Consider the following 23,588-nt stretch of genomic DNA (forward strand, 5'->3'; position numbering starts at 1 on the left):
CGACGCTAGCCGCGACCACCGACAGTTCCCCGGAAACGCGCGACGGCGGCCCCGATCCGGGGCCGCCGTCGCGGCGGTGCTGAGGTGGTGCGGCTCAGCGGGAGCTCACTCGCCGCCCTCGTGGCCGGAGTTCTCGTCGTGCGAGTCGCCCGAGCCGCCCCCGCCGTGCGACTCCTCCTGGTGGAAGTCGAACGCCTCGCCGCGCTCGAGCTCCTCGCCGGGGGTGCCGACGGGGACCAGCAGGGTCACCTCGCCGGCGTTCTCGAAGACCAGCGTGAGCTCGATGACGCCGCCGGTGGTCAGCGACTCCTCCAGGCCGGTCAGCGTGATGGTCGCCGCGCCGTCCTGGCCGACGAACACCGAGGAGCCGGCGGGGATCTCCAGCTCGGTCGAGGCGGCGGCGGTGGGCGCGGCCGTCGTGGTGGGGGCGACGGTCCCGGTCGCGGTGCCGGTGCCGGGCGCGCTCGGCGTGGCCGGGGACGCGGTGGTGGTCGGGGCCGTGCTCGTGGAGGGGCCGGCGGCCCCGGCGGTCTGGATGACCGCCTCGTCGAAGCCCTCGCCGGTGATCTCGGTGAGCGTGTCGGCCTCGGTGGCGCCGTTGACGATCGCCAGCACGAGGGTGGCGTCGTCGCCCTCCTCGTAGCGGCCGCCGTCGGGGTAGGCGAGGTTGGCCTGGCGGAGCGTGATGTCGCCGACCCGCGCCATGGCGCCGGCCTTGTCACGGTCCTGGGTGGCGGTCTGCGTGACCTGTCCGGCGCTGCACCCGGAGAGGGCGAGCGGGGAGAGGAGCAGAACGCCCAGGGTGGCGACGCGCAGAGCGCGGTTCACGGCTGTCGACCTCCAGCAGGACCGTGCCGGCCACCGCGGGATCGGTGGCACGAAGACTGGCTGAGCGTATCGGTCGCCCGTCCGGGTCGCCCGGAGGGAGCGGCGGCCGGTCGCGCCGCCCGCTCCCGCGCTCGCGCTCAGGACAGCGCCGAGCCCCCGGCGAGCAGCAGCACGACGTCCAGGACCGTCAGCGCCATGACGGCCGGGAACGCCAGCCGGCGGAAGCCGGGGCGGCCGGCGAGGCCGGCCACGACCGCGGCGGGGACGGCGAGGGCCAGGGCCGTCCAGCCGGTGGCGGACGGGGGGCCGGCCGGCCCCAGCACCAGCACGAGCGAGGCGGCGCCGAGCAGCAGCGCGGCGACCGCGGCGGAGACGCCGGCGCCGAGCCGGTGGGGGAGGCCGCGCACGCCGGTGGCGAGGTCGTCCTCGAGGTCCGGGGCGACGTTGGCGAGGTGGGCCGCGCCGCCCAGCGCCGCTCCCGCGGCGACCAGCCACCAGGGGGCGCCGGCGTCGCCCGGCGCGGCGGCCACGACGCCCGCGGGGAGGGCCCCGAAGCCGACGACGTAGCCCGCACCGGACCACACCGTGCGCTTCAGGCCGGCGTTGTAGGCCCACCCGCTGGCCACGAGGAGCAGCAGGAGCAGGCCGGGCACCGCCCCGAGGAGCAGCGAGAGGACGACGGCCAGGGCGGCCGACCCGAGCGCGGCACGGCGCAGCAGGGCGGGGCTGACCGCGCCCTGGACGACGGGCTTGTCGGCCCGGGCGACGGCCCGGTCGCGGTCGGCGTCGAGCCAGTCGTTGCTCCACCCGATGGACGCCTGACCTGCGAGGACGGCTGCGCAGACGAGTGCGGTGCGGCCCGCCGGGGTGTCCGCCGCCACGGCCAGCAGGGTGGCCACCGTGGTGACCGCCACGGCCGGTCCCGGGTGGGTGGCCAGGGCCAGTGCCCGCAGCAGGGCGGACGGCCGGGCGGCTCCCGGAGGCACATCAACCACGCTCTGTCAACCCCCTGAGGCCAATGCATCAAGGCTCTGACCTGCAGATTTACTGCCCGGGCCCGATCCGTTGGGCAGTGTGCCGTGCTAACCTAGAGGCAGCGAAAGGGGTCACATTCACATGGGCTTCACTGTCGGCGAGACCGTCGTCTACCCGCACCACGGCGCTGCTCTGATCGAGGCGATCGAGAAGCGGGTCATCAAGGGCGAAGAGAAGGCCTACCTCGTGCTGAAGGTCGCCCAGGGCGACCTCACGGTGCGCGTGCCGGCCGACAACGCAGAGATCGTCGGCGTCCGTGACGTCGTCGGCCAGGAGGGCCTCAACCGGGTCTTCGAGGTGCTGCGCGCCCCGCACACCGAGGAGCCGACCAACTGGTCGCGGCGTTACAAGGCCAACCTCGAGAAGCTCGCCTCGGGCGACGTCAACAAGGTCGCCGAGGTCGTGCGCGACCTCTGGCGGCGCGACAAGGACCGCGGCCTGTCCGCGGGCGAGAAGCGCATGCTCTCCAAGGCTCGTCAGATCCTGGTCAGCGAGCTCGCGCTCGCCGAGGGCACCAACGAGGACAAGGCCGAGGTCCTCCTCGACGAGGTCCTCGCCAGCTGAGTCCGCCTCCGGCGCACTCACCTCCCCGTACGCACCGAACCGCTCCCGTGCACGCTGTCGCGATCGTCGCAGCGGCCGGGAGCGGTTCGCGTCTGGGGGCCGACCGCCCCAAGGCGCTGGTGGAGCTCGCCGGCCGCCCGCTCGTGTGCTGGGCCGTCGACGGGCTGCGGGCCGGCGGGGTGGCGGAGGTCGTGGTGACCGTCCCGGCCGCCGAGCGGGAGGCCTTCGCGGCCGTGCTGCCCGGCGACGTCCGGATCGTCGACGGCGGCGCCACGCGCACCGCGTCGGTCCGCGCCGGGCTCGCCGCCGCCGCTGCCGGTGCCGACGTCGTCCTGGTCCACGACGCCGCCCGGCCGCTCACCCCGCCCGACGTCGTCGCCCGGGTGCTCGCCGCGCTCGCGGCGGGCGCCCCGGCCGTCGTCCCCGTGCTGCCCGTCGTCGACACGACCGTCCTGGTCGACGACGACGGCGCGGTCACCGAGGCGGTTCCCCGCGCCCCGCTGCGCCGGGTGCAGACCCCGCAGGGCTTCGACCGGGAGACGCTCGTCGCCGCCTACGCCGCCCTGCCCGACGGCGCCGAGCTCACCGACGACGCCGCCGTCGTGCGGGCCGCCGGCGTCCCGGTGGCGACCGTCGCCGGCGACGAGCGGTCCGCGAAGGTCACGGTGGCGCACGACCTGGCCCTCGCCGAGCTCGCGGTCACCCTGGGCCCGTCTGGCACGGTGACCGCATGACCGAGCTGCCCCGGGTCGGCGTCGGCACCGACGTGCACCCGATCGAGGCCGGCCGCCCCTGCTGGCTGGCCGGGCTGGAGTGGCCGGGCGTCGACGGCTGCGCCGGCCACTCCGACGGCGACATCGTCGCCCACGCCATCACCGACGCGGTGCTCTCCGCGGCCGGGCTGGGCGACATCGGTGGGCTGCTGGGCACCGACGACCCGCGCTGGGCCGGTGCCCGGGGCGCGGACGTCCTGGTGCACGTCCGCGAGGTCCTCGACGCCGCGGGCTGGCGGGTGGGGAACGTGTCGGTCCAGCTGGTCGCCTCGACGCCCAAGCTCGGCCCCCGGCGGGGCGAGGCGGAGGCGGCGCTGTCGGCCGCCCTCGGCGCCCCGGTCAGCGTGACCGCGACCACCACCGACGGCCTCGGCCTGACCGGCCGGGGCGAGGGGCGGGCCGCCGTGGCCACCGCGCTGGTGGTCCGGACGGGGGAGGCGGCCGCCGACGCCGCACAACCGGGGCACCCGGCTCCGTAGACTCCCACCGGTGAGCCTCCGCCTGTACGACACGGCCGCCCGCGCGGTCCGCGACTTCACGCCCCTGCGTGCCGGTCAGGCATCGGTCTACGTCTGCGGGCTCACCGTGCAGGGCAGGCCGCACGTGGGGCACATCCGGGCGGCTGTCTCCTTCGACGTGCTGCGCCGCTGGCTGACCGCGGGCGGCCTCGACGTCACCTACGTCCGGAACGTCACCGACATCGACGACAAGATCCTCGCCAAGGCGGCCGAGCACGGCGTGCCGTGGTGGGCCTGGGCGTACGACAACGAGCGCGCCTGCACCCGCGCCTACGACGCCCTCGGCGTGCTCCCGCCGACCTACGAGCCGCGGGCCACCGGCCACGTGCCGGAGATGGTCGAGCTCATGCAGCGGCTGGTCGAGCGCGGCCACGCCTACGCGGTCGACGGCGACGTGTACTTCGACGTCCGTTCCTTCCCCGAGTACGGGGCGCTGACCGGGCAGCGGCTGGAGAACCTCGAGCCCGCGGCCGACACCGACACCGACGAGCGCAAGCGCGACCCCCGCGACTTCGCCCTGTGGAAGGGCAGCAAGCCGGGCGAGCCGGAGACCGCGTCCTGGCCGACGCCGTGGGGCCGCGGCCGGCCGGGCTGGCACCTGGAGTGCTCGGCGATGGCCGGTCGCTACCTGGGCGACGCCTTCGACATCCACGGCGGCGGCCTGGACCTGCGCTTCCCGCACCACGAGAACGAGCAGGCCCAGTCCCGCGCGGCGGGGGAGGACTTCGCCTCCTACTGGATGCACAACGGCTGGGTCACCCTCGGCGGCGAGAAGATGAGCAAGTCGATGGGCAACACCGCGCTGGTCGACGAGGTCCTCCAGCGGGTCCGCCCGGTCGAGCTGCGCTACTACCTGGTCGCCCCGCACTACCGCTCGACGATCGAGTTCACCGACGCGGCGCTGGAGGAGGCCGGCCAGGCCTACCGCCGGGTCGAGTCGTTCGTGAAGCGGGCCGCCGAGCGCGTCGGTGCGGACGCCGGGAAGCCGGAGCTGCCGGGCGAGTTCCGCGCGGCGCTCGACGAGGACCTCGGTACCCCGGCCGCGGTCGCCGCGGTCCACGAGGCCGTGCGGCAGGGCAACACCGCGCTCGCCGACGGCGACGACGCGGCGGTGGGGGCAGCGCTCGGCTCGGTGCGCGCGATGCTCGGCGTCCTCGGCCTGGACCCGCTCGACCCGCAGTGGGCCTCCACCGGCGGCTCCGACGACCGGCTGGCGCAGGCCACCGACGAGCTGGTGGCGCTCGCCCTCGAGCAGCGCCAGGCGGCCCGTGCACGCAAGGACTTCGCGGCGGCGGACGCGATCCGCGACCAGCTCGCCGCCCTCGGCCTCTCGGTCGAGGACACCCCGCAAGGAACCCGATGGGAGCTGAGCCGCTGATGGCCGGCAACAGCCAACGACGAGGCCGCAGCGACGGCGCCGGCAAGAAGACCGCCACCGCGGGCACGGGTGGCAAGAACCGGCGGTCGCTCGCCGGCCGCGGTGCGACCCCGCCCGCGGAGGCCCGCACCGGGCACCCGGCAGCGCGGCGGGCCGCGAACGAGGCACGGCAGCGCGCCGACCGCGCCCGCGCCCGCCAGCGGGCCGAGGAGCAGCCCGAGCTGCTGCTGGGCCGCAACCCCGTCGTCGAGGCGCTGCGGGCGCGGATCCCGGCGACGGCGCTGTACGTCGTCACCGGCGACACGACCCGGCCCGGCGCGGACGAGCGGATCACCGAGGCCCTGGGCCTGGCCGCCGACCGCGGCCTGCCGCTGCTCGAGGTCGGCAAGTACGAGTTCGACCGCATGTCCCAGGGCGCGCTGCACCAGGGCATCGGCCTGCAGGTGCCCCCGTACGACTACGCGCACCCCGACGACCTGCTGGCCATCGCCCACGACTCCGGGCGCGCCCCGCTGATCGTGGCCATGGACGGCGTCACCGACCCGCGGAACCTCGGTGCGGTGGTCCGCTCCGCGGCCGCCTTCGACGCCCACGGCGTCGTCGTGCCCCAGCGCCGCGCGGTCGGCATGACCGCCTCGGCCTGGCGCACGAGCGCCGGTGCCGCCGCCCGGCTGCGGGTGGCCCGCGCGGTCAACCTGCCGCGGGCGCTCACCGCCTACCAGGACGCCGGGCTGCAGACGGTGGGCCTGGCCGGCGACGGCGACGTCGACCTGCACGAGTACGACGGCTTCGCCGACCCGGTGGCGCTGGTCGTGGGTGCGGAGGGCACGGGCCTGTCGCGGCTGGTCCGGGAGAAGTGCGACGTCGTCGTGCGCATCCCGATCGGTCGGGACACCGAGTCGCTGAACGTCAGCGTCGCGGCCGGCATCGCGCTGTACCAGGCGGCCGCCGCCCGCCGCGGCTGATCCTCCCGGAGCGCCGGCTCAGCCGATGAGCTGCGCCAGGGTGTAGATCACCAGGCCGGCGAGGCCGCCGACGACTGTGCCGTTCACCCGGATCCACTGCAGGTCGCGGCCGACCTGGAGCTCGATGCGGCGGCTGGTCTCCTCGGTGTCCCAGCGGGCGACCGTGCTGCTCACCAGCTCGGCGAGGTCCCCGGAGAACCGCTCGACCACGTAGCCCGCCGCCCGGCGGCTGTGCCGCTGCACGAGCTCGCGCACCGTCGGGTCGCTCTGCAGGAGCTTGGCGCCGTCGAGGACCAGCGCCGTCAGCCGGGCGCGCAGCGGGGACGCCGGGTCGGCGGCGGCGGCCAGGACGGTGGTCTTCGCCGTGGTCCACAGCGACCCGGACCAGACCCGGATCGCCGGGTGCTCCAGGACCTCCCGCTTGAACTCCTCCACCCGTGCCGCCGTGTCGGGGTCGGTGCGCAGGGCGTGCACGTAGGCCCGCAGCCGCGCGTCGTAGGAGCGGCGCAGCTCGTGGCGGGGGTCGTCGCCGACCTCGGCGATGAAGCGGTGGATGCCGGCGAACGCGCGGTCGAAGACCCGGTCGTCGACCCAGTCGGGGACCCAGGCGGGCGAGGCGTCGCCCAGCTGGGCGCGGAAGACCAGGCGGTTCTCGTCCAGGAAGCGCGCCATCAGCCGCAGCGCCGCCGAGAGCACCTCCTGGTGCCGGTCGCCGTCGACCACCAGCTCGAGCACGCGGGCGACGGCCGGGGCCGCGGGCGTCTCGTGCAGCTTGCGGTCGACCAGGGCGGCGACGGCGGGCTGCACGTCCTCGTCCTGGACCAGGTCGCTCACGGCGGTGAGGACCTTGGACGCGTCACCGCCCAGCCGCTCCGCCCGGCCCGGTGCGGCCAGGAAGGCGCCCAGCCGGCCGGGGACGTCGATCGTCGCCAGCTTCTCCTCGACCACGGCCCGGGTCAGGAAGTTCTCCTGCACGAAGGTGCCCAGGCTCTCGCCGATCTGGTCCTTCTTGCGCGGGATGATCGCGGTGTGCGGGATCGGCAGCCGCAGCGGGTGCCGGAAGAGCGCGGTGACGGCGAACCAGTCGGCCAGCGCCCCGACCATCGAGGCCTCCGCGGTGGCCCGGACGTAGCCGACCCAGGCGCCGGTCTCCTCACCGAGGAGCACGCAGACGACGAAGACGGCGGCGGCGACCAGGAACAGCCCGGTCGCCAGCCGCTTCATGCGGGCGAGGTCGCGCGCGCGGGCCGGGTCGTCGAGGGAGCCGGCCAGGGGCGCGGTCGGTCGGGGAGCGGCCACCCGGTCCACCCTAGGGACCGTTACCGGGTGGCCGCTCCCGCCCTCAGCTGGTCTCGCCCAGGGTGACGTCGAGGGTGCGGGTGTCCGAGCCGCGGCGGACGGTCAGCTCCACGGTCGCGCCCGGCGCCAGGCTGCGCACGGCGGCGGTGAGCTCGGTGGACGTGGTGACCGGCCGGTCGCCCACGGCGGTGACGACGTCGCCCGGCTGGAGCCCGGCCTGCTCCGCGGCGCTGCCCGGCTCCACCGTCTCCAGCTGGGCGCCGGTGCCGACCTCGCTGTTCTCGTCGTCGGCGGCGGTACGGGCCCGCACGCCGAGGTAGGCGCGGGTTGCCTTGCCGGTCTCGATGATCTCCTGCGCCACGCGCTGGGCGGCGTTGCCGGGGATCGCGAACCCGACGCCGATGTTGCCGCTCTGCGACTGCCCGCCGGGCAGGCCCGAGGCGACGGTGGCGATGGCGGTGTTGATGCCGATGACCTCGCCGGCGCCGTCGACCAGCGCGCCGCCGGAGTTGCCCGGGTTGATCGCGGCGTCGGTCTGGATGGCGTCGAGGACCGTGGCGTCGTCCTGGGTGGAGCCGGTGGCCACGGCGCGGTTGGTGGCGCTGATGATCCCGTCGGTCACGGTGTTGGACAGGCCCAGCGGGGCCCCGATGGCGACGGCGACGTCGCCGACCTGGACCGCGTCGGAGTCGGCGAAGGTGGCCGGCGTCAGGTCGCGGGCGTCCTCGAGCCGCAGCACCGCCAGGTCGAAGGCGGGGTCGGTGCCGACGACCTCGGCGTCGTAGAGCGAGCCGTCCGCCGTCCGGACCTGGACGCTGCCGCCCTGCCCGCCCTCGGCGACCACGTGGTTGTTGGTCAGCACGTAGCCGTCGGCGGTGAGGACGACGCCGGACCCGCTGCCGGCGCCCGAGCCGCTGGCCACGTACACGGTGACCACGCTGGGCGCGGCCTTGGCCGCGGCGGCGGTCGTGGTGGTGGCCCGCTCCGGGTCCTTGATCGTCACGCTCTGCGCGGGGGAGGAGGAGCTGGAGGTGGTCCCCGGGTCGTCGACCAGGCTCGCCACGCCGGCGCCGGCGCCACCGCCGACCAGCGCGCCGACGACGAGCCCGGCCAGCCCGATGCGCAGCCGGCTGCCGCGCGACGGCGTCCGCTCCGGCTGCGGCGCCGGCAGGGGGGTCGTCGGGTCCGGCGTCGTCGGGGCGGTGGGGAAGCCGCCGTAGCCGGGGTAGGCGGGCGCCTGCTGCGGTGGCTGCTGCGCAGGGGGCGGCCAGCCGAACTGCTGGCCCGGGCCGGGGTGCTGGTGCTCGCTCACGGGTCCGATCCTCTCCTGGTGCGGCTCTCCGTCCGCGCCGTCGGTACCCACTGTGCGTCGCCGCGCTGGTCCGCCGCTGGACGGCGGCTGTGAGTCTGCTGGACGGGCCTAGCGGGGCACGGGGAGCAGCCGGCCTCGGGCGACCATCTCGGTGACGCCCCAGACCGCGAGCACCTCCGTCGCCAGCAGCCCGACCAGCACGAGCAGCTGCGCGGCCCCGGCCTCCAGCGGGCTCCCGCCGCCGAGCAGCACGCCGACGAAGGCGCCGGGGAGGGTGACCAGCCCGACGGTGCGGGTCTGGTCCAGCGGCGGCAGCAGCGCGGTGCCGGCAACCGGGCGGCCGACCAGGAGCACCGCGTCGCGGGGCAGCAGGCCCAGGGACAGCGCGGCCTCGACCTCGCCTCGGCGCTGCCCGACCTCGTCCCTGAGCCGCCGGCCGGCCAGGGACGTCGCGGTCATGGCGCCGCCGACCAGGATCCCCGCGACCGGGATGACCGCCTCGCCCCGCAGCGGCACGGTGCCGCTGGCGAGGACCAGCGCGACCACCGGTGCGGCGCCGCCGACGACGGGGAGGGCCGTCGCGAGCAGCCGCCGTCCCGCTCCGGGGGAGCGCAGGGGGAGGCCGGTGGTCCGGCCGGCGGCGGTGGCGGTCGCGACGGACACCATGAGCAGCACGAAGCCGGCGGAGAGCCACAGCGAGCGGACGACCAGCAGCAGCACCGAGGACACCACCGCCAGCTGGACGGTGGCGCGGACGGCGGCCACCACGACGGTCCGGTCCTCACCGAGCCCGGAGGCCCGGCCGGCCGCGGCGGCCAGCCCGGTCAGGAGCACCAGGACGACGGCGAGGCGCACGTCGACGTCGACCACGGAGGACCCCACGGCGCCCGATCCTCCCGGTCGCCGTCCGCGGTCCGGCAACGGGTGGTGCGTGTCGTGTGCAACACGGTGCCGGGCCGGGTAGTGCCCGGCCGGCGGTCCGGTCCGCCGATCGCTCCGTCCGCCGTGGAGGCTGCTCGTGCCCGTCCGTGGTCCTGTGTCCCGGTTCCTCGCCGGTGCCGGTCTGGTTCTCGTCGCCGCCGTCTCGGTGGTGGGTGGCATCGCCCTCCGGGGCCCGGGGCTGGTGGCCGTCCTGGTCTCCGGGCTGATGGCCGCGTGCGTCGCGGCCGGGGTGGCGCGCGAGTCCGCCGAGCCGCGCCGGCGGTCGGTCCTCGAGTCGGCCCTGCTGGCGGGTGCGGTGACCGTGGTGGCGCTGCTCGTGCTGAGTGGGACGGCGATGGTCGCCGGTGGTGGGGTGGCGGTGCTGCTCGTCGCCGTCGTCGGCGCCGGGTGGGGCGTGGCCCGCTGGCTCGGCGACCGGCGCGCCGCCGTCGTGCGGGCGCCGCAGGCCCGGGTCGCCCCGGCGCCCCCGGTCCCGATCCGGCCGGTCCACGGGCTGAGCACGAGCGCGCTGGCCGAGGAGTGGGTGCGCACGGGCGCAGCTCTGCACGGCGGGCTCACCCCCGCGGCGTGGCAGGGCACGGTCACGCGGCGGGCGCTGCTGCTCGACGAGCTGGAGCGCCGCGACCCCGCCGGCTTCGCCCGCTGGATGGCGGCCGGCCCCGACGCCACCGACCCGGCCGGCTTCGTGCGGGCCGAGCCACCGCGCACCGACCCCAGCGCGGAGGCCGAGGCGGCCTGACCGGCTGCCCGGCACCTACGATCGACGCGGCCACCGGCGGTGGCCGCCGCCGGCGTGGCGCAACTGGTAGCGCACCCGACTTGTAATCGGGCGGTTAGGGGTTCGAGTCCCCTCGTCGGCTCAGTCGAAGCTGCCCGCGCCGTCGCGCCGGTAGGGGGAGAGCCTGTCCAGGCGCTCGCGCTCCACCCGCTCGGCCCGCACCCGGGCCGCCGTCCCCGGCTCGTAGCCCGCCTTCACGACGCGGTGCTCGACGGTCTCGACCATGAAGGCCAGCGAGAAGAGCAGGCCGAGCAGCAGCCCACCGACGGCCGCCGAGGCCCGGTAGGCCAGCGGAACGGGCACGACCGACAGGCAGAGCAGGACCAGCGGGGAGAGCTGCACGACGGCGCGGGCCAGGTGCCGCCACACCCAGGTACGGCGGGTGGTGTCCTCGAGCACCCAGGGGGAGAGCTCGCGGGGGAGGCCGCCACCGAGGGCGTACCAGACCCACCGCAGGGGACCGGGCCGCGCGCTGCTCACGCCTCCGACGGTAGGCCGATCCGGTTGCGTGCTGCCGGTCGGGCGCCGCGGCGTACGGTGCGGCGGTGGACGAGCGGCGCCTGGGGGTGGTGTCCGGGCTCGGCGCCTACGCGCTCTGGGGGCTGTTCCCGCTGTACTTCCCCCTGCTCGAGCCGGCCGGGGGGCTGGAGATCGTCGCCCACCGCGTGCTCTGGTCGCTGCTCTTCGTCGGCCTGCTCCTGACCGTCGTGCGCCGGTGGGGGCTCGTGCGGGCAGCGGTCCGGGAGCGGCGCACGCTGGTGGTGCTCGCCGGCGCGGCGGTGCTCATCGCCGCGAACTGGCTGATCTTCGTCTAGGCGTGAACTCCGGGCAGGTCGTGGAGACATCGCTCGGCTACTTCATCAACCCCTGGTGAGCGTGCTCCTCGGGGTCGTCGTCTTCACCGAGCGGCTGCGCCCGCTGCAGTGGGTGGCCGTCGGCATCGCGGCGGTCGCCGTCCTGGTGCTGACGCTGGACCACGGCCGGCCGCCGTGGATCGCCCTCAGCCTCGCCGCGACGTTCGGCCTCTACGGCGTCATGAAGAAGCTCGTGGCGGTCGAGGCGGCGCCCGGGCTGTTCCTCGAGACGGCGCTCGTCGCCGTCCCGGCCGTGGTGGTGCTGTCCGTCCTGCACTCCGGGGGCGAGGGGACGTTCGCCGCCGCGGGCGCGGGGCACGCGCTGCTGCTCGTGAGCTCCGGGGTGGCGACCGCCGTCCCGCTGCTCCTCTTCGCCGCCGCGGCCCGGCGCATCCCGCTGTCGACGGTCGGCCTCCTCCAGTACCTGACCCCGCTGATGCAGCTGGCGGTCGGCGTCTTCGTCTACGACGAGCCGATGCCACCGGCCCGCCTGGCCGGTTTCGTGATCGTCTGGGTGGCCCTGGTGGTCTTCACGGCCGACATGCTGCGACACGCCCGGGCAGGCGCGCGTCGGACGTCACCGGAGGCGGTCCCGGCGACCCCCTGAGCGGTCGTCGTCGGACCCGCCGCGGCACCGGCGCGGAACTGTCGGTGGGCGGGGATACGGTGCCGGTCGAGCCGTCGGGGGAGCCCCGGCGGCAGGTGCGGCAGGAGATGGACCAGCGATGAGCATCGACCCAGCCCCCGTGGTCTCCCCGCCCCGGGCCGACGGGTCAGGGGAGGCGTCCGCGCAGGTCGGCGCCGTAGGGCTGTCGCGGCGGGAGCACGACATGCTCGGGTTCGAGCGGCAGTGGTGGCGGCGGGCCGGGGCCAAGGAGACGGCGATCCGCGAGCGCTTCGGTACGACGCCGACCCGGTACTACCAGGCGCTCAACGCCCTGGTCGACCGGCCCGAGGCGCTGGCCGCCGACCCCCTCCTCGTGCAGCGCCTCCGGCGGGTGCGCACGGCGCGGCAACGAACGCGTTCGTCTCAGGTCCTGGGCAAGGCGAATTACATGGATTAGATTTGCTCACCGTGGGCAGGCACGCCGCGTCAGGCAGTGACGGACTGGACCAGGGGACCGCTCCTGCAGCCGCTGGACGGCGCAGGACCGACTCCCTCGATCACGCTCGCCCGGCTCCTGGGCTGAGCGACCACCCCACGACCCGCGACCGGGACCGGTCCGGGCGCCGTGACGTGCTGCTCGGCCTCCCGCCGGCCGACCGCGCGCCGCAGGGCTCGCGCTCCCGGCTGCCGCTGCCCCCGGTCCCCGCAGGCGGCCGGCCCGCGGCCGCGGTCCCGCCGCGTCCGGTCCCCGCCCCCGCGCGTCCCGTGGCCCCCGAGCCGCGGCTCGGGCGCCCCGCCCGCCCGGCCGACGTCCTCGCGCCCGTCTCCGCCGGGGAGGGGATCGCCAAGCCCGTCCCCGCCATGGCCAAGGCCGCCGCCACCTCGCTGGCGCCCTCGGGCACCTGGGTCGAGGACGAGGCGCTCGTGACCACCGGCCCCGGCCGCGGTCCCCGCCCGGCCCCGCGGGTGCCCCGCGTGCCCCGGCAGACCACCCCGTCCGGCGCCCCCGCGAAGTCCTACGGCGACTGGACCAAGCCCTCCCGCGCCGACGAGGGCTCCCGCCCGGCCTTCGACCTCGGCACCGACCTGGACCTGCCGCAGGGCCTCGTCCCGCCGATGACCACCGCCATCCCCGAGCGGGGTGCCGGCCTGCGCCGGGCCGCCGACGTCGACGAGTACGACGAGGCCTACGACGAGGCGTACGAGGACGAGTACGACGACGAGCCCGCGCTCGACCGGGACGAGGCCCCGGCGCCCGTCCGCGGCCCCGTCAAGGGCGGTCGCGCCAACTTCCGCGCCGAGCGCCAGGCCGCCGACGCCGCGCGCCGCCGGGCAGCCAAGAAGAACGGCACGCCCGAGGTCATCTTCGAGGACGAGGACGAGCCCAAGCCGCGCATGGTCCTCAAGAGCCTGGTCGCCATGGCGGTCGTCGCTCTCGTCGTCCTCGGCGTCTACACCGTGACCAAGCCGGAGCAGACCGAGGCCGGCGCCCAGGCGCCGGTCGCGCCCGCCACCGTCGAGGCCCCCGCCATCCCCACCGCGGAGCTCCCGCCCCTGGCCAACGAGCCCATCTCGCTCGAGCCCGAGGCCCCCGTCGCCAAGCTGCCGGTCACCGTCCTGAACGCCACGACCGTCAACGGTCTCGCCGGCAAGATCTCCTCCGCCGTCGTCGGCGGCGGCTGGGAGTCCCCCGGCGTGGGCGCCTACGAGGGCGACCCGGTCGCCGCGACCACCGTCTTCTTCACCGAGGGCGACGAGGCGCAGCGCCAGGCGGCGCTCGCGCTGGTCGAGCAGTTCCCGCAGCTGGCGGGCCCTGCGCCGCGGTTCTTCGAGGTCACCGACGTGCCGGCCCCGGGCCTGGTCATCGTCGCCACCGGTAACTGGACGCCCTGACCCCGGCGGCCGGTGCCGCGCGGAACACGCGCGGCACCTCGGCCGTTGGGCGCTTCGTGCGCTCCCACCGTGGTCCCGCGCGTGCGGGCGGGCGCGCCGTGGTCGCCGCCCTCCTCGCCGTCGGCCTGACCCCCGCCACCGTCGTCCTGGCACCGCCGGCAGCAGCCGCGGAGGTCCGCACGGAGGACGCGCGGGTGCCTTCGGGCAGCGGCGCGGACGCGGTGGAGCTCGACACCACCCTCTACCTGCCGGACGGCGACGAGCCGGCCCCCGCCGTGGTCCTCGCGCACGGCTTCGGCGGCAGCAAGCGCTCCGTGGCCGACGACGCGCGGGACCTCGCCGAGCGCGGCTACGTCGTCCTCACCTACTCCGCCCGCGGGTTCGGCGAGAGCACCGGCCAGATCGGGCTCAACGACCCGCGCTACGAGGTCGCCGACCTCTCGACGCTGCTGGACCTGCTCGCCGAGCGGGACGACGTGCAGCTCGACTCCGACGGCGACCCGCGCGTCGGCGTAGCCGGCGGCTCCTACGGCGGCGCGCTCGCGCTGCTGGGCGCCGCCTACGACGACCGCGTCGACGCCATCGCGCCGCAGATCACCTGGAACTCGCTGACCACCTCGCTGTTCCCCTCGCAGACCGGCACCACCGACGCCGGCACCGTCGCGGCCACGCCGCAGTCGGAGGGCGCCGGCGTCTACAAGCGGCTGTGGGCCGGCCTCTTCTTCGGCATCGGCGCGTCCCCGTCCGGTGGCCTGCTGGGCGGTCTCGGCGGCGGGGGCGGTGAGACCGCGGGCGCGGACGGTGCCGCGGCCGGCGGCCGGGTGGCCGACGGCATCCCGCCCGAGCTCCTCGAGCGCGCCGCGCAGAACCCCGAGGCCGTGGAGCAGCTGCTCACCTGCGGCCGCTTCCGCGCCGACATCTGCGCCGCCTACCAGGCCGCCGCCGAGGCGGGCACGCTCACGCCCGAGATCGCCGCGGTGCTCGACCGCAGCAGCCCGGCGGGCGTCCTCGACCGCATCGACGCGCCCACGCTCCTGGTCCAGGGCACGCAGGACTCCCTGTTCGGGCTCGGCCAGGCCGACGCCAACGCCCGCGGCATCGCCGCCGACGGCACGCCGGTGAAGGTCGTCTGGTTCGCCGGCGGCCACGACTCCGCGTCGTCGGAGAACCAGACCGAGGCGCTGCGGGAGCAGGTGGCCGGCTGGTTCGACTGGCACCTCCGCTCCGCCGACGACCCCGCCCGGGGCCAGGACCCCGGCACCGGCTTCGAGTTCCCGGCGCCCACCGGCCTCGGCGCCACGTTCGGCCGGGTGCAGGGCGGCAGCCGGACCGTCGTCGCCGACCGCTACCCGGGCCTGGACGGCGAGGAGCCGGCCGCCCGGCGCGAGGTGTCGGTCGAGGGACCGCTGCAGCCGGTGGTCAACCCGGCCGGCGGCACCCCTGCCTCCCTCACCACCGTGCCCGGCCTCGGCGCGCTCGCCTCGGCGCTGGGCGGGACGACGCTGGAGATCCCGGGCCAGTTCGCCGCGTTCGACAGCGCGCCGCTGGACGCCCCCGTCGAGGTGGTCGGCGCCTCGACCGTCGACCTGCTGGTCGCGGCCCCCGGCGGCTCGGCCACGCTGTTCGCCAAGCTCTACGACGTCGCGCCCGACGGGAGCACCACGCTGCCCAGCGGGCTCGTGGCGCCGCTCGCCCTCACCGGCATCTCCACCGACCCCGCCGCGCCCACGCGGGTGAGTGTCACCCTGCCGGGCATCGTGCACCGGTTCGAGACCGGCCACAGCATGCGGGTCGTCGTCTCCTCCACCGACCAGGGCTTCGCGCTCCCGACGGCCGCGGGGGCCTACTCCGTGGGCCTGGCGTCGGCCGACCTGGCGGTCCCCGAGGTGAGCGGGCAGACGGAGAACACCGGCGGGACCTCGCGCTGGTGGGTGCTGCTCGGCGTGCTCGCCGCGCTCGGGCTGCTGGGGTGGCTGGCGGCGCAGTGGTGGGGCGCCCGGCGTCGTCGCCAGGTCTCGGCCGCCGACCCCGACGGCGAGGACGTGCCGCTGCGCTTCGAGGGCGTGACCAAGGCCTACAAGGACGGCTTCGTCGCCGTGCGCGACCTGTCCTTCGAGGTGCGCCGCGGCCAGGTGCTCGGCCTGCTCGGCCCCAACGGCGCCGGCAAGACGACGTCGCTGCGCATGCTCATGGGCCTGATCAAGCCCACCGAGGGCCGGATCAGCATCTTCGGCCACGCGGCGGGACCGGGCGCCCCGGTGCTGTCCCGGCTGGGGTCCTTCGTCGAGGGCACGGGGCTGCAGCCGCACCTCTCCGGCCGCGACAACCTGACCCTCTACTGGGCTGCGACCGGCCGGCCGGCCGAGGACGCGCACATGGAGGAGGCCATCGCCGTCGCCGGGCTCGGTGCCGCGCTCGACCGCCCGGTGCGCCGCTACAGCCAGGGCATGCGCCAGCGCGTCGCCATCGCGCAGGCGATGCTCGGCCTGCCCGACCTGCTGGTGCTCGACGAGCCGACCAACGGGCTGGACCCGCCGCAGATCCACGCCATGCGCGAGGTGCTGCGCGACTACGCGGCCACCGGGCGCACCGTCATCGTCTCCAGCCACCTGCTCAGCGAGATCGAGCAGACGTGCAGCCACGTCGTCGTCATGGCGAAGGGCCAGAAGATCGTGCAGGGCACGGTCGAGGAGATCGTCGGCACCGGTGGGTCGGTGCTGGTCGGCCTGGCCGACGACGCCGACACCGACCGGGCGGTCGCCGTGCTCGGCACCGTGCCGGGCGTGACCGCCGCCCGCACCGACGAGGGCCTGGTCGCCGAGCTGGACGGCGCCCGGCGGTCCGACGCGCTGCAGGCGCTCGTGTCCGCGGGCATCGCCGTCGACCAGTTCACGCCGCGACGACGGCTCGAGGACGCATTCCTCGCGCTGGTGGGGGAGAGCTGATGAGCACGACCGACCACGTGCAGCCGACCGGTGCGGTCAAGGGCTACCGGCCGGACCGCACCCTGCGGCTGTCGGTGGAGCTCCGCCGGCAGTTCAAGCGGCGCCGCACCATGGGCGTCTTCCTGCTCATGGCCGCGCTGCCGCTGGTCCTCATCGCCGCGCTGAAGCTGGGCGCGAACGAGGAGGCCGAGTCCAACGACCGGATCAACCTGGTCGACGTCGCCACCTCCAGCGGGCTGAACTTCACGCTGTTCGTGCTGTTCGCGACCACCGGGTTCTTCCTGGTCGTCGTCTACGCCCTGTTCTTCGGGGACACCGTGGCCACCGAGGCGCAGTGGGGCTCGCTGCGCTACGCGCTGGCCACCCCGGTGCCCCGCATGCGGCTGCTCCGGCAGAAGTGGTTCGCCGCGCTGGTGCAGTCGGTGGCGGCCCTGCTGACGCTCGCCGCGGTGGCGGTGGTCGCCGGCGGCCTCGCGTTCGGCTTCGACGACATCCAGACCCCGGTCGGCGTCACCCTCGACCAGGGCGACGGCATGCTGCGGCTGGCCGGGATGCTCGGCTACCTCGCCGTCCACCTGCTGGTGGTGGGGGCGCTGGCGTTCTGGTTCTCGACGATCACCGACGCGCCGCTGGCCGCCGTCGGTGGTGCGGTCTTCACGATGGTGGTCTTCGCGATCCTCGACCAGGTGGAGCAGCTCGGCGCGATCCGCGACTGGTTCCCCACGGCGGAGGAGTTCGCCTGGACCGACCTGCTGCAGACGCCGATCGACTCGGGCGACATGTTCCGCGGCGTCATCCAGTCGCTGGTCTACGTCGCCATCTTCACGGCGCTGGGCTTCCGCCACTTCGCGCGGAGAGACGTCACCAGCTAGTCGGGCGCGGACGGCGCTACAAGCTGGCGCGGACCGCCTGGGCCCAGCCCTCGCCCATCGCGCCGTCGGTGACCGTCACGTTGGGGACGGCGGTCATCAGCCCGGTCATGCCGTCGACCGCGGCCCCGTTCGCGGTGATGAACAGCCGCCCGACGGCCGGCGCCATGTCCAGGTCGCTGACGCTGTCACCGATCGCGACCGCGTCGTCGGGGGAGAGGTCGCGGCGCTCGAGGTCCCAGGCGATGGCCGCGCCCTTGGAGATGCCGCGCGGCATCAGGTGGTAGACCCGCGGGGGAGCGGCGTCGTCGTCCAGCCCCATCCAGGACGCCGCCGGGATCGCGCCGTTGTCCTTGAGGGTCAGCCAGCCCGCGCCCCGCTCGGCCAGCCACGCGTCGACGGCGAGCGGGTCGACCCGCCCGCGCAGCAGGGCGTCGGTGTCGTGCGTGGCGTGCCACGGCGCGTGCCACTCCAGGCGGCCGGGGTGGGCGGCGATCAGCTCCTCGACGACGCCGAGGGAGGCCATCACGTCCATCGGCGTCCGGTTGCCGTACTCCTCGGGCAGCTCGCCGCGGAGCCGGTGCGGCGTGCGGCCGGCACCCCAGCCGATCGTGGCGCCCAGCTCCGCGATCGCGCCGTCGGCGGCGAAGATCCGAGCCGCCTCCACGACCTGCTCGTAGGTGCGGCCGCTAACCAGCACCAGGGCGACGCCGGCCCGGTGCAGCTCCAGCAGCGCCGCGGCCGGCCCGTCGGTGAGCTCGCGCCCCGCCGTGTGCCAGAAGGAGCCCCGGGGACCGACCATCGTCCCGTCGAGATCGGTGTAGACGACGCGCGCGCTCACCTGGCCATCCTGTCCGCTCGCCGGTCGGCGCCCGCGACTGGGTAGAGTGCGGCTGTTCACTCATCCAGAGGGGCAGAGGGACACGGCCCGACGAAGCCCCGGCAACCGCCGACTGCGCTCGCGCAGCGGGAGGTGCCAATTCCGTCCTGCGCGGCTCGACGGCCCGACGCGGGGAAGATGAGGAGGTAGTCGTCGCATGACTCTGACCGCTCCCGGATCCGTCCAGGCCGACTCCAGCGCCGGTGGCCCGGTTCCCCCGTGTCCGGCCCGCGGGCTGGTCTGCCGCAACTGCGGCGCCACCTTCGGCCTGATCGCCGAGCACGCCTGCGCCGAGTGCTTCGGCCCGCTGGAGGTCGACTACGACCCCGAGGTGATGAAGGCCGTCACCCGGGAGCAGATCGAGGCCGGCCCGCAGAACATCTGGCGCTACGTGGCCCTCCTGCCCGTGGGCCAGGACCCCGCCTCCCGCGTCTCGCTCGACCCCGGCATGACGCCGCTGGTCCGCGCCGACCGGCTGGCCGAGGAGCTCGGGCTGACCGGCGGCCTGTGGGTCAAGGACGACTCCGCGAACCCCACCCACTCCTTCAAGGACCGCGTCGTCAGCCTCGCCGCCACCGCGGCCAAGGGCCTGGGCTACCGGAAGATCGCCGCGGCCTCCACCGGCAACCTGGCCAACTCCGTCGCCGCGCACGCCGCCCGCGTCGGGCTGCCCTCCTACGTGTTCATCCCGAGCGACCTCGAGCCGGGCAAGGTCGTGCAGTCGGCCGTCTACGGCCAGACGCTGGTCGCCGTCGACGGCTCCTACGACGACGTCAACCGGCTCACCAGCGAGCTCGCCGAGACCGACGAGTTCGAGGACACCGCCTTCGTCAACCAGAACGTGCGGCCCTACTACGCCGAGGGCTCCAAGACGATGGGCTACGAGATCGCCGAGCAGCTCGGCTGGCGGATCCCGGCCCAGGTCGTCATCCCCATGGCGTCGGGCTCGCTGCTCACCAAGGTGGACAAGGCCTTCCGCGAGCTCACCGCCGCCGGCATCGTCGAGGCGACCGAGTGGACGATCTTCGGCGCCCAGTCCGCGGGCTGCGACCCGATCGCGACCGCCTTCGACAACGGGTGGGACGTCGTGAAGCCGGTCAAGCCGACCGGGATCGCGAAGTCGCTCAACATCGGCAACCCCGCCGACGGCCCCTACGCCTTGGACGCCATCCGCCGCACCGGTGGTTCGGTCGCCCGCGTGGGCGACGACGAGATCGTGCAGGGCATCCGTGACCTCGCCCGCACCACGGGCGTGTTCGCCGAGACCGCCGGCGGCGTCACCGTCGCGGTCCTGCGCAAGCTCGTCGAGGGCGGGCAGCTCGACCCGGCCAAGGAGACCGTCGTCCTCAACACCGGAGAGGGCCTCAAGACCCTGGACCCGCTGGAGCCGGTGGTCGGCCCCACGCACCGGGTGGAGCCGTCGCTGAGGTCGGCGAGGGCCGCGGGCCTGATCGGCTGAACGCCGCGCCCCGGGAGGGCGTAGGGTCGGGGCCGTTCCCCGGTTCAGGCGACCACGAGTCGCTGCATCCGGGTATGAGCCGTGCGCGTGGGTACTCCCACCAGCGCTTTTCTGCTGTACGTTCTCCCGCGGTTCGAGTTCCACGTTCGTGTTCGGCGGGCGGAAGAGCAGAGACCCCGTCCCATCACGAGCGGTGGGGCGGCCGCACGCACGAAACGTGGGAGCACACGTGGCACAGGGCACCGTGAAGTGGTTCAACGCCGAGAAGGGCTTCGGCTTCATCGCCGTCGACGGCGGCCAGGACGTCTTCGTCCACTACTCGGCCATCCAGATGGACGGGTACAAGTCCCTCGACGAGGGCCAGCGGGTCGAGTTCGAGGTCGTCCAGGGCTCGAAGGGCCCGCAGGCCGACGCGGTCCGCAGCGCCTGAGCAACCGCTCGACAGCGGCCCGGTCCCCCTCGGGGGGCCGGGCCGCTGCCGTTCCCGGGTCCCCCCGGTAGGGCGGCCGACCACCCCCGTTCTTGCACTCGCCAGGGTCGAGTGCCAGACTCGTTTCTGGCACTCGGGACTCCCGAGTGCCAATCAGGTCGGAACGGTGAGGCACCGGCGCGCGGACGCAAGGGAGTCCGCGTCACCCGATGTCGTCCGTCGCGGGCACCAACCCGGCCGTGCAGCGATCAATGCATGGAGGACATCACCACATGGCCAAGATGATCGCCTTCGAGGAAGAGGCGCGCCGCGGCCTTGAGCGGGGCATGAACACCCTCGCCGACGCCGTCAAGGTGACCCTCGGCCCCAAGGGCCGGAACGTCGTTCTGGAGAAGAAGTGGGGCGCCCCCACGATCACCAACGACGGTGTGAGCATCGCCAAGGAGATCGAGCTCGAGGACCCGTGGGAGAAGATCGGGGCCGAGCTGGTCAAGGAGGTCGCGAAGAAGACCGACGACGTCGCGGGTGACGGCACCACCACCGCCACCGTGCTGGCCCAGGCGCTCGTGCGCGAGGGTCTGCGCAACGTCGCCGCCGGCGCGAACCCGATGGCCCTGAAGAAGGGCATCGAGAAGGCCGTCGCCTCGGTCAGCGAGTACCTGCTCTCCACCGCCAAGGACGTGGAGACCAAGGAGCAGATCGCCGCCACCGCCTCCATCTCCGCCGCTGACCCCGCCATCGGTGAGCTCATCGCCGAGGCCATGGACAAGGTCGGCAAGGAAGGTGTCATCACCGTCGAGGAGAGCAACACCTTCGGTCTCGAGCTCGAGCTCACCGAGGGCATGCGCTTCGACAAGGGCTACATCTCGCCCTACTTCGTGACCGACGCCGAGCGCATGGAGGCCGTCCTCGACGACCCGTACGTGCTCGTCGTCAACTCGAAGATCAGCTCGGTCAAGGACCTGCTCCCGCTGCTGGAGAAGGTCATGCAGGGCGGCAAGTCCCTGGCCATCATCGCCGAGGACGTCGAGGGCGAGGCCCTCGCGACCCTGGTCGTGAACAAGATCCGTGGCACCTTCAAGTCCGTCGCCGTCAAGGCCCCGGGCTTCGGTGACCGCCGCAAGGCCATGCTCGGCGACATCGCCATCCTCACCGGTGGCCAGGTCATCAGCGAGGAGGTCGGCCTCAAGCTCGAGAGCGCCGGCGTCGAGCTGCTGGGCCGCGCCCGCAAGGTCGTCGTCACCAAGGACGAGACGACGATCGTCGAGGGTGCCGGTGACGCCGACCAGATCCAGGGTCGCGTCAACCAGATCCGCGCCGAGATCGAGAAGTCGGACTCCGACTACGACCGCGAGAAGCTGCAGGAGCGCCTGGCCAAGCTGGCCGGTGGCGTCGCCGTCATCAAGGCCGGCGCCGCGACCGAGGTCGAGCTCAAGGAGCGCAAGCACCGCATCGAGGACGCGGTGCGCAACGCCAAGGCCGCCGTCGAGGAGGGCATCGTCGCCGGTGGTGGCGTCGCTCTCGCGCAGGCCACGGCCGTCGCGTTCGAGAAGCTCGAGCTCGAGGGTGACGAGGCGACCGGTGCCAACATCGTGCGCGTCGCGCTCGAGGCCCCGCTGAAGCAGATCGCCGTCAACGCCGGCCTCGAGGGCGGCGTCGTGGCGGAGAAGGTCCGCAACTCCGAGACCGGTTTCGGCCTCAACGCCGCCACCGGCGAGTACGTGGACCTGGTCGCGGCCGGCATCATCGACCCGGCCAAGGTCACCCGCTCGGCGCTGCAGAACGCCGCCTCCATCGCGGCGCTCTTCCTCACCACCGAGGCCGTCATCGCCGACAAGCCGGAGAAGGCCGCTGCGGCTGCCCCCGGTGGCGACATGGGCGGCATGGGCGGCATGGACTTCTGAGTCCAGCTCACCCGTAGCACCAGCACGTCCCGATGGGGGCGGTCCCGCTTCGGCGGGGCCGCCCCTGTCGGCGTTCGTCCTGGGCCGGTCGAGCCGCGCGGTCGACCCTCGAGCCGCGCCACGGCACGGCTCAAGGGTCGCTCGTCCGGCTCAACCCCGTGTGCGGGGCCATCGAGGGGGGAAGGCTCCCCGGGTGACCGTGATCATCGGGACGTCGGGGTGGCAGTACCGCGACTGGCGCGGCGCTTTCTACCCGCAGAAGCTCCCGCAGCGGCTGTGGCTGGAGCACTACGTCCAGCACTTCGCGACCGTCGAGAGCAACAACGCCTTCTACCGGCTGCCCGAGCACGAGACGTTCGTGAAGTGGCGGGAGCGCACCCCGGAGGACTTCCGGTGGGCGGTCAAGGCCAGCCGCTTCCTCACCCACATCAAGCGGCTGCGCGAGCCCGAGGAGCCCGTCGCCCGCCTGATGGGCCGGGCGGAGGGGCTGGGGACCAAGCTGGACACGGTCCTGCTGCAGCTCCCGCCGACGCTGAAGGCCGACGCCGACCTGCTGCGGGACTGCCTGGCCCAGTTCCCGGGCGGCACCCGGGTGGCGGTCGAGCCGCGCCACGAGTCCTGGTGGACCGACGACATCCGCGCCCTGCTCGAGCGCTACGGCGCGGCCCTGTGCTGGGCCGACCGCGACGAGCAGCCGGTCGCCCCGCTGTGGCGCACCGCCGACTGGGGGTACCTGCGCTTCCACCACGGCTTCGAGCAGTGGGGCTACCGCCCCGAGACGCTGCAGCTGTGGGCGGACCGGATCGCCGCGACCTTCGGCGACGCGGACGTCCTCGTCTACTTCAACAACGACCCGGGCTGCGCCGCCGTGATCGATGCGGTCCGCTTCGCCGAGGCGGTCGAGCGAGCCGGCGGCACCCCGACCCGGGTACCCACGGCCGACCAGGCGACCGGGCTGGCCTGGGCGCCCGTCTGAGCCGGACGCACGGCGGCCGGGACCCCCGAGGGGACCCCGGCCGCCGGCCGTGCGTGCGTCAGTCCTTCTTGCCCGCCCCGTGACCGGAGCTGCCGGCGCCCTCGGCGGCCTCCCGCGCCTGCTCCGCGGCCTCGCGGGCCGCGGCCCCTGCCTCGGCGGCCTGGCGCGCAGCCTCCTCCTGGGCCTCGGCCGCTTCCCGGGCCGCCTTCTCCTGGGCCTTGGCGGCCTCGCGGGCCGCCTTGTCGGCCTCGTGCTGCTGCTGCCGCTCCAGGTTCGCCTGCAGGCTGGCGTGCGCGTTGGGGTTCGCGTGCTGGAGAGCGTTCTCCAGGCCGCGCGCGGCCCCGGTCCCGGCCTCGGCGGCCTCGTCGGCCGCCTCCTC

Annotated in this window: 23 protein-coding genes, 1 tRNA gene and 1 riboswitch; of the genes, 17 read left to right on the top strand and 7 right to left on the bottom strand. The window is 74.9% G+C overall.

Annotated features, from left to right (window positions below):
- Positions 1-105: 105 nt before the first annotated feature.
- Both E4P43_RS12620 and E4P43_RS12625 read right to left on the bottom strand, forming a co-directional pair.
- Complete coding sequence (locus E4P43_RS12620; RefSeq protein WP_135145814.1) at positions 106-828, bottom strand: hypothetical protein; 723 nt, start codon at positions 826-828, stop codon at positions 106-108.
- A gap of 137 nt (positions 829-965) precedes the next feature.
- A complete protein-coding gene (locus E4P43_RS12625) occupies positions 966-1,814 on the bottom strand; it encodes a UbiA family prenyltransferase (RefSeq protein ID WP_135145815.1) in 849 nt (282 codons plus the stop codon).
- A gap of 130 nt (positions 1,815-1,944) precedes the next feature.
- On the opposite strand from E4P43_RS12625, the gene E4P43_RS12630 reads away from it, so the two are divergent.
- Genes E4P43_RS12630 through rlmB form a run of 5 tightly spaced genes read left to right on the top strand, consistent with a single transcriptional unit; the run spans position 1,945 to position 6,061 of the window.
- Positions 1,945-2,427, top strand: coding sequence for a CarD family transcriptional regulator (locus E4P43_RS12630; RefSeq protein ID WP_097206868.1), 483 nt, complete (start codon positions 1,945-1,947; stop codon positions 2,425-2,427).
- A 47-nt stretch (positions 2,428-2,474) separates the two neighbouring features.
- Positions 2,475-3,161: a 2-C-methyl-D-erythritol 4-phosphate cytidylyltransferase gene (gene ispD, locus E4P43_RS12635; RefSeq protein ID WP_135145816.1), complete on the top strand. Its 687-nt coding sequence runs from the start codon at positions 2,475-2,477 to the stop codon at positions 3,159-3,161.
- Complete coding sequence (ispF, locus tag E4P43_RS12640) at positions 3,158-3,679, top strand: 2-C-methyl-D-erythritol 2,4-cyclodiphosphate synthase (RefSeq protein ID WP_135145817.1); 522 nt, start codon at positions 3,158-3,160, stop codon at positions 3,677-3,679. Before ispD ends, ispF begins: the two co-directional genes overlap by 4 nt.
- 10 nt (positions 3,680-3,689) lie before the next feature.
- Positions 3,690-5,096, top strand: coding sequence for a cysteine--tRNA ligase (gene cysS / locus E4P43_RS12645; RefSeq protein WP_135145818.1), 1,407 nt, complete (start codon positions 3,690-3,692; stop codon positions 5,094-5,096).
- Positions 5,078-6,061 carry a 23S rRNA (guanosine(2251)-2'-O)-methyltransferase RlmB gene (gene rlmB, locus E4P43_RS12650; RefSeq protein WP_245159106.1) on the top strand — a complete coding sequence of 328 codons (984 nt, stop codon included), beginning with the start codon at positions 5,078-5,080 and terminating at the stop codon, positions 6,059-6,061. Before cysS ends, rlmB begins: the two co-directional genes overlap by 19 nt.
- Positions 6,062-6,079: 18 nt before the next feature.
- On the opposite strand, the gene E4P43_RS12655 is transcribed toward rlmB, so the two are convergent.
- From E4P43_RS12655 to E4P43_RS12665, 3 genes are all read right to left on the bottom strand, one after another.
- Complete coding sequence (locus E4P43_RS12655; RefSeq protein WP_135145819.1) at positions 6,080-7,360, bottom strand: DUF445 domain-containing protein; 1,281 nt, start codon at positions 7,358-7,360, stop codon at positions 6,080-6,082.
- A gap of 43 nt (positions 7,361-7,403) precedes the next feature.
- On the bottom strand, positions 7,404-8,672 hold the full coding sequence (locus E4P43_RS12660) for a trypsin-like peptidase domain-containing protein (protein WP_135145820.1): 1,269 nt from the start codon (positions 8,670-8,672) through the stop codon (positions 7,404-7,406).
- A gap of 108 nt (positions 8,673-8,780) precedes the next feature.
- On the bottom strand, positions 8,781-9,554 hold the full coding sequence (locus E4P43_RS12665) for an ABC transporter permease (protein WP_209313856.1): 774 nt from the start codon (positions 9,552-9,554) through the stop codon (positions 8,781-8,783).
- Positions 9,555-9,708: 154 nt separating this feature from the next.
- Here E4P43_RS12665 and E4P43_RS12670 point away from each other — a divergent pair, with 154 nt between their 5' ends.
- Positions 9,709-10,353, top strand: coding sequence for a hypothetical protein (locus E4P43_RS12670; protein ID WP_167759168.1), 645 nt, complete (start codon positions 9,709-9,711; stop codon positions 10,351-10,353).
- A gap of 48 nt (positions 10,354-10,401) precedes the next feature.
- Positions 10,402-10,474, top strand: a tRNA-Thr gene (locus tag E4P43_RS12675).
- Here the strand turns inward: E4P43_RS12675 and E4P43_RS12680 are convergent.
- A complete protein-coding gene (locus E4P43_RS12680) occupies positions 10,474-10,872 on the bottom strand; it encodes a DUF5313 family protein (RefSeq protein WP_135145823.1) in 399 nt (132 codons plus the stop codon). The two genes, E4P43_RS12675 and E4P43_RS12680, sit on opposite strands and share 1 nt — an antisense overlap.
- A 65-nt stretch (positions 10,873-10,937) precedes the next feature.
- Between E4P43_RS12680 and E4P43_RS20550 the strand changes: the two genes are divergently transcribed.
- From E4P43_RS20550 to E4P43_RS12705, 6 genes are all read left to right on the top strand, one after another.
- A complete protein-coding gene (locus E4P43_RS20550; protein ID WP_245159107.1) occupies positions 10,938-11,207 on the top strand; it encodes a hypothetical protein in 270 nt (89 codons plus the stop codon).
- Positions 11,208-11,262: 55 nt separating this feature from the next.
- A complete protein-coding gene (locus E4P43_RS20555) occupies positions 11,263-11,853 on the top strand; it encodes an EamA family transporter (RefSeq protein ID WP_245159108.1) in 591 nt (196 codons plus the stop codon).
- Positions 11,854-11,971: 118 nt separating this feature from the next.
- Positions 11,972-12,310 (top strand): DUF3263 domain-containing protein, encoded by a 339-nt coding sequence (locus E4P43_RS12690; RefSeq protein WP_135145824.1) that lies wholly within the window; start codon positions 11,972-11,974, stop codon positions 12,308-12,310.
- 173 nt (positions 12,311-12,483) lie between these two features.
- On the top strand, positions 12,484-13,746 hold the full coding sequence (locus E4P43_RS12695) for a LytR C-terminal domain-containing protein (RefSeq protein ID WP_135145825.1): 1,263 nt from the start codon (positions 12,484-12,486) through the stop codon (positions 13,744-13,746).
- 98 nt (positions 13,747-13,844) lie between these two features.
- Positions 13,845-16,691 (top strand): alpha/beta fold hydrolase, encoded by a 2,847-nt coding sequence (locus tag E4P43_RS12700; RefSeq protein ID WP_245159109.1) that lies wholly within the window; start codon positions 13,845-13,847, stop codon positions 16,689-16,691.
- Complete coding sequence (locus E4P43_RS12705) at positions 16,691-17,563, top strand: ABC transporter permease subunit (protein ID WP_135145827.1); 873 nt, start codon at positions 16,691-16,693, stop codon at positions 17,561-17,563. Before E4P43_RS12700 ends, E4P43_RS12705 begins: the two co-directional genes overlap by 1 nt.
- Positions 17,564-17,579: 16 nt before the next feature.
- On the opposite strand, the gene E4P43_RS12710 is transcribed toward E4P43_RS12705, so the two are convergent.
- Positions 17,580-18,401: an HAD hydrolase family protein gene (locus tag E4P43_RS12710; RefSeq protein WP_135145828.1), complete on the bottom strand. Its 822-nt coding sequence runs from the start codon at positions 18,399-18,401 to the stop codon at positions 17,580-17,582.
- Positions 18,402-18,458: 57 nt separating this feature from the next.
- Positions 18,459-18,585: riboswitch (SAM riboswitch) on the top strand.
- A gap of 12 nt (positions 18,586-18,597) precedes the next feature.
- On the opposite strand from E4P43_RS12710, the gene thrC reads away from it, so the two are divergent.
- The 4 genes from thrC to E4P43_RS12730 all read left to right on the top strand — a co-directional run bounded on the left by thrC (position 18,598) and on the right by E4P43_RS12730 (position 23,209).
- Positions 18,598-19,899, top strand: a complete 1,302-nt coding sequence (gene thrC, locus E4P43_RS12715; protein ID WP_209313857.1) for a threonine synthase — start codon at positions 18,598-18,600, stop codon at positions 19,897-19,899.
- 229 nt (positions 19,900-20,128) lie between these two features.
- Entirely contained in the window at positions 20,129-20,329 is a 201-nt protein-coding gene (locus E4P43_RS12720) for a cold-shock protein (protein ID WP_089306482.1), read from the top strand.
- Between the two features lie 272 nt (positions 20,330-20,601).
- A complete protein-coding gene (gene groL, locus E4P43_RS12725; protein ID WP_135145829.1) occupies positions 20,602-22,233 on the top strand; it encodes a chaperonin GroEL in 1,632 nt (543 codons plus the stop codon).
- 193 nt (positions 22,234-22,426) lie between these two features.
- The gene (locus tag E4P43_RS12730) at positions 22,427-23,209 is read left to right on the top strand and encodes a DUF72 domain-containing protein (RefSeq protein ID WP_135145830.1); all 783 of its coding nucleotides are present in this window, start codon (positions 22,427-22,429) and stop codon (positions 23,207-23,209) included.
- Positions 23,210-23,588: the final 379 nt, after the last annotated feature.

The organism is Blastococcus sp. TF02A-35, assembly GCF_004571075.1.
In the GTDB taxonomy this organism is placed as follows: Bacteria; Actinomycetota; Actinomycetes; order Mycobacteriales; family Geodermatophilaceae; genus Blastococcus.

Coding starts and splice junctions, on each gene's coding strand:
- rlmB (WP_245159106.1), top strand. CDS start 5,078: ATGGGAGCTGAGCCGCTGATGGCCGGCAACAGCCAACGACGAGGCCGC.
- thrC (WP_209313857.1), top strand. CDS start 18,598: ATGACTCTGACCGCTCCCGGATCCGTCCAGGCCGACTCCAGCGCCGGT.
- groL (WP_135145829.1), top strand. CDS start 20,602: ATGGCCAAGATGATCGCCTTCGAGGAAGAGGCGCGCCGCGGCCTTGAG.
- ispF (WP_135145817.1), top strand. CDS start 3,158: ATGACCGAGCTGCCCCGGGTCGGCGTCGGCACCGACGTGCACCCGATC.
- E4P43_RS12705 (WP_135145827.1), top strand. CDS start 16,691: ATGAGCACGACCGACCACGTGCAGCCGACCGGTGCGGTCAAGGGCTAC.
- E4P43_RS12690 (WP_135145824.1), top strand. CDS start 11,972: ATGAGCATCGACCCAGCCCCCGTGGTCTCCCCGCCCCGGGCCGACGGG.
- E4P43_RS12630 (WP_097206868.1), top strand. CDS start 1,945: ATGGGCTTCACTGTCGGCGAGACCGTCGTCTACCCGCACCACGGCGCT.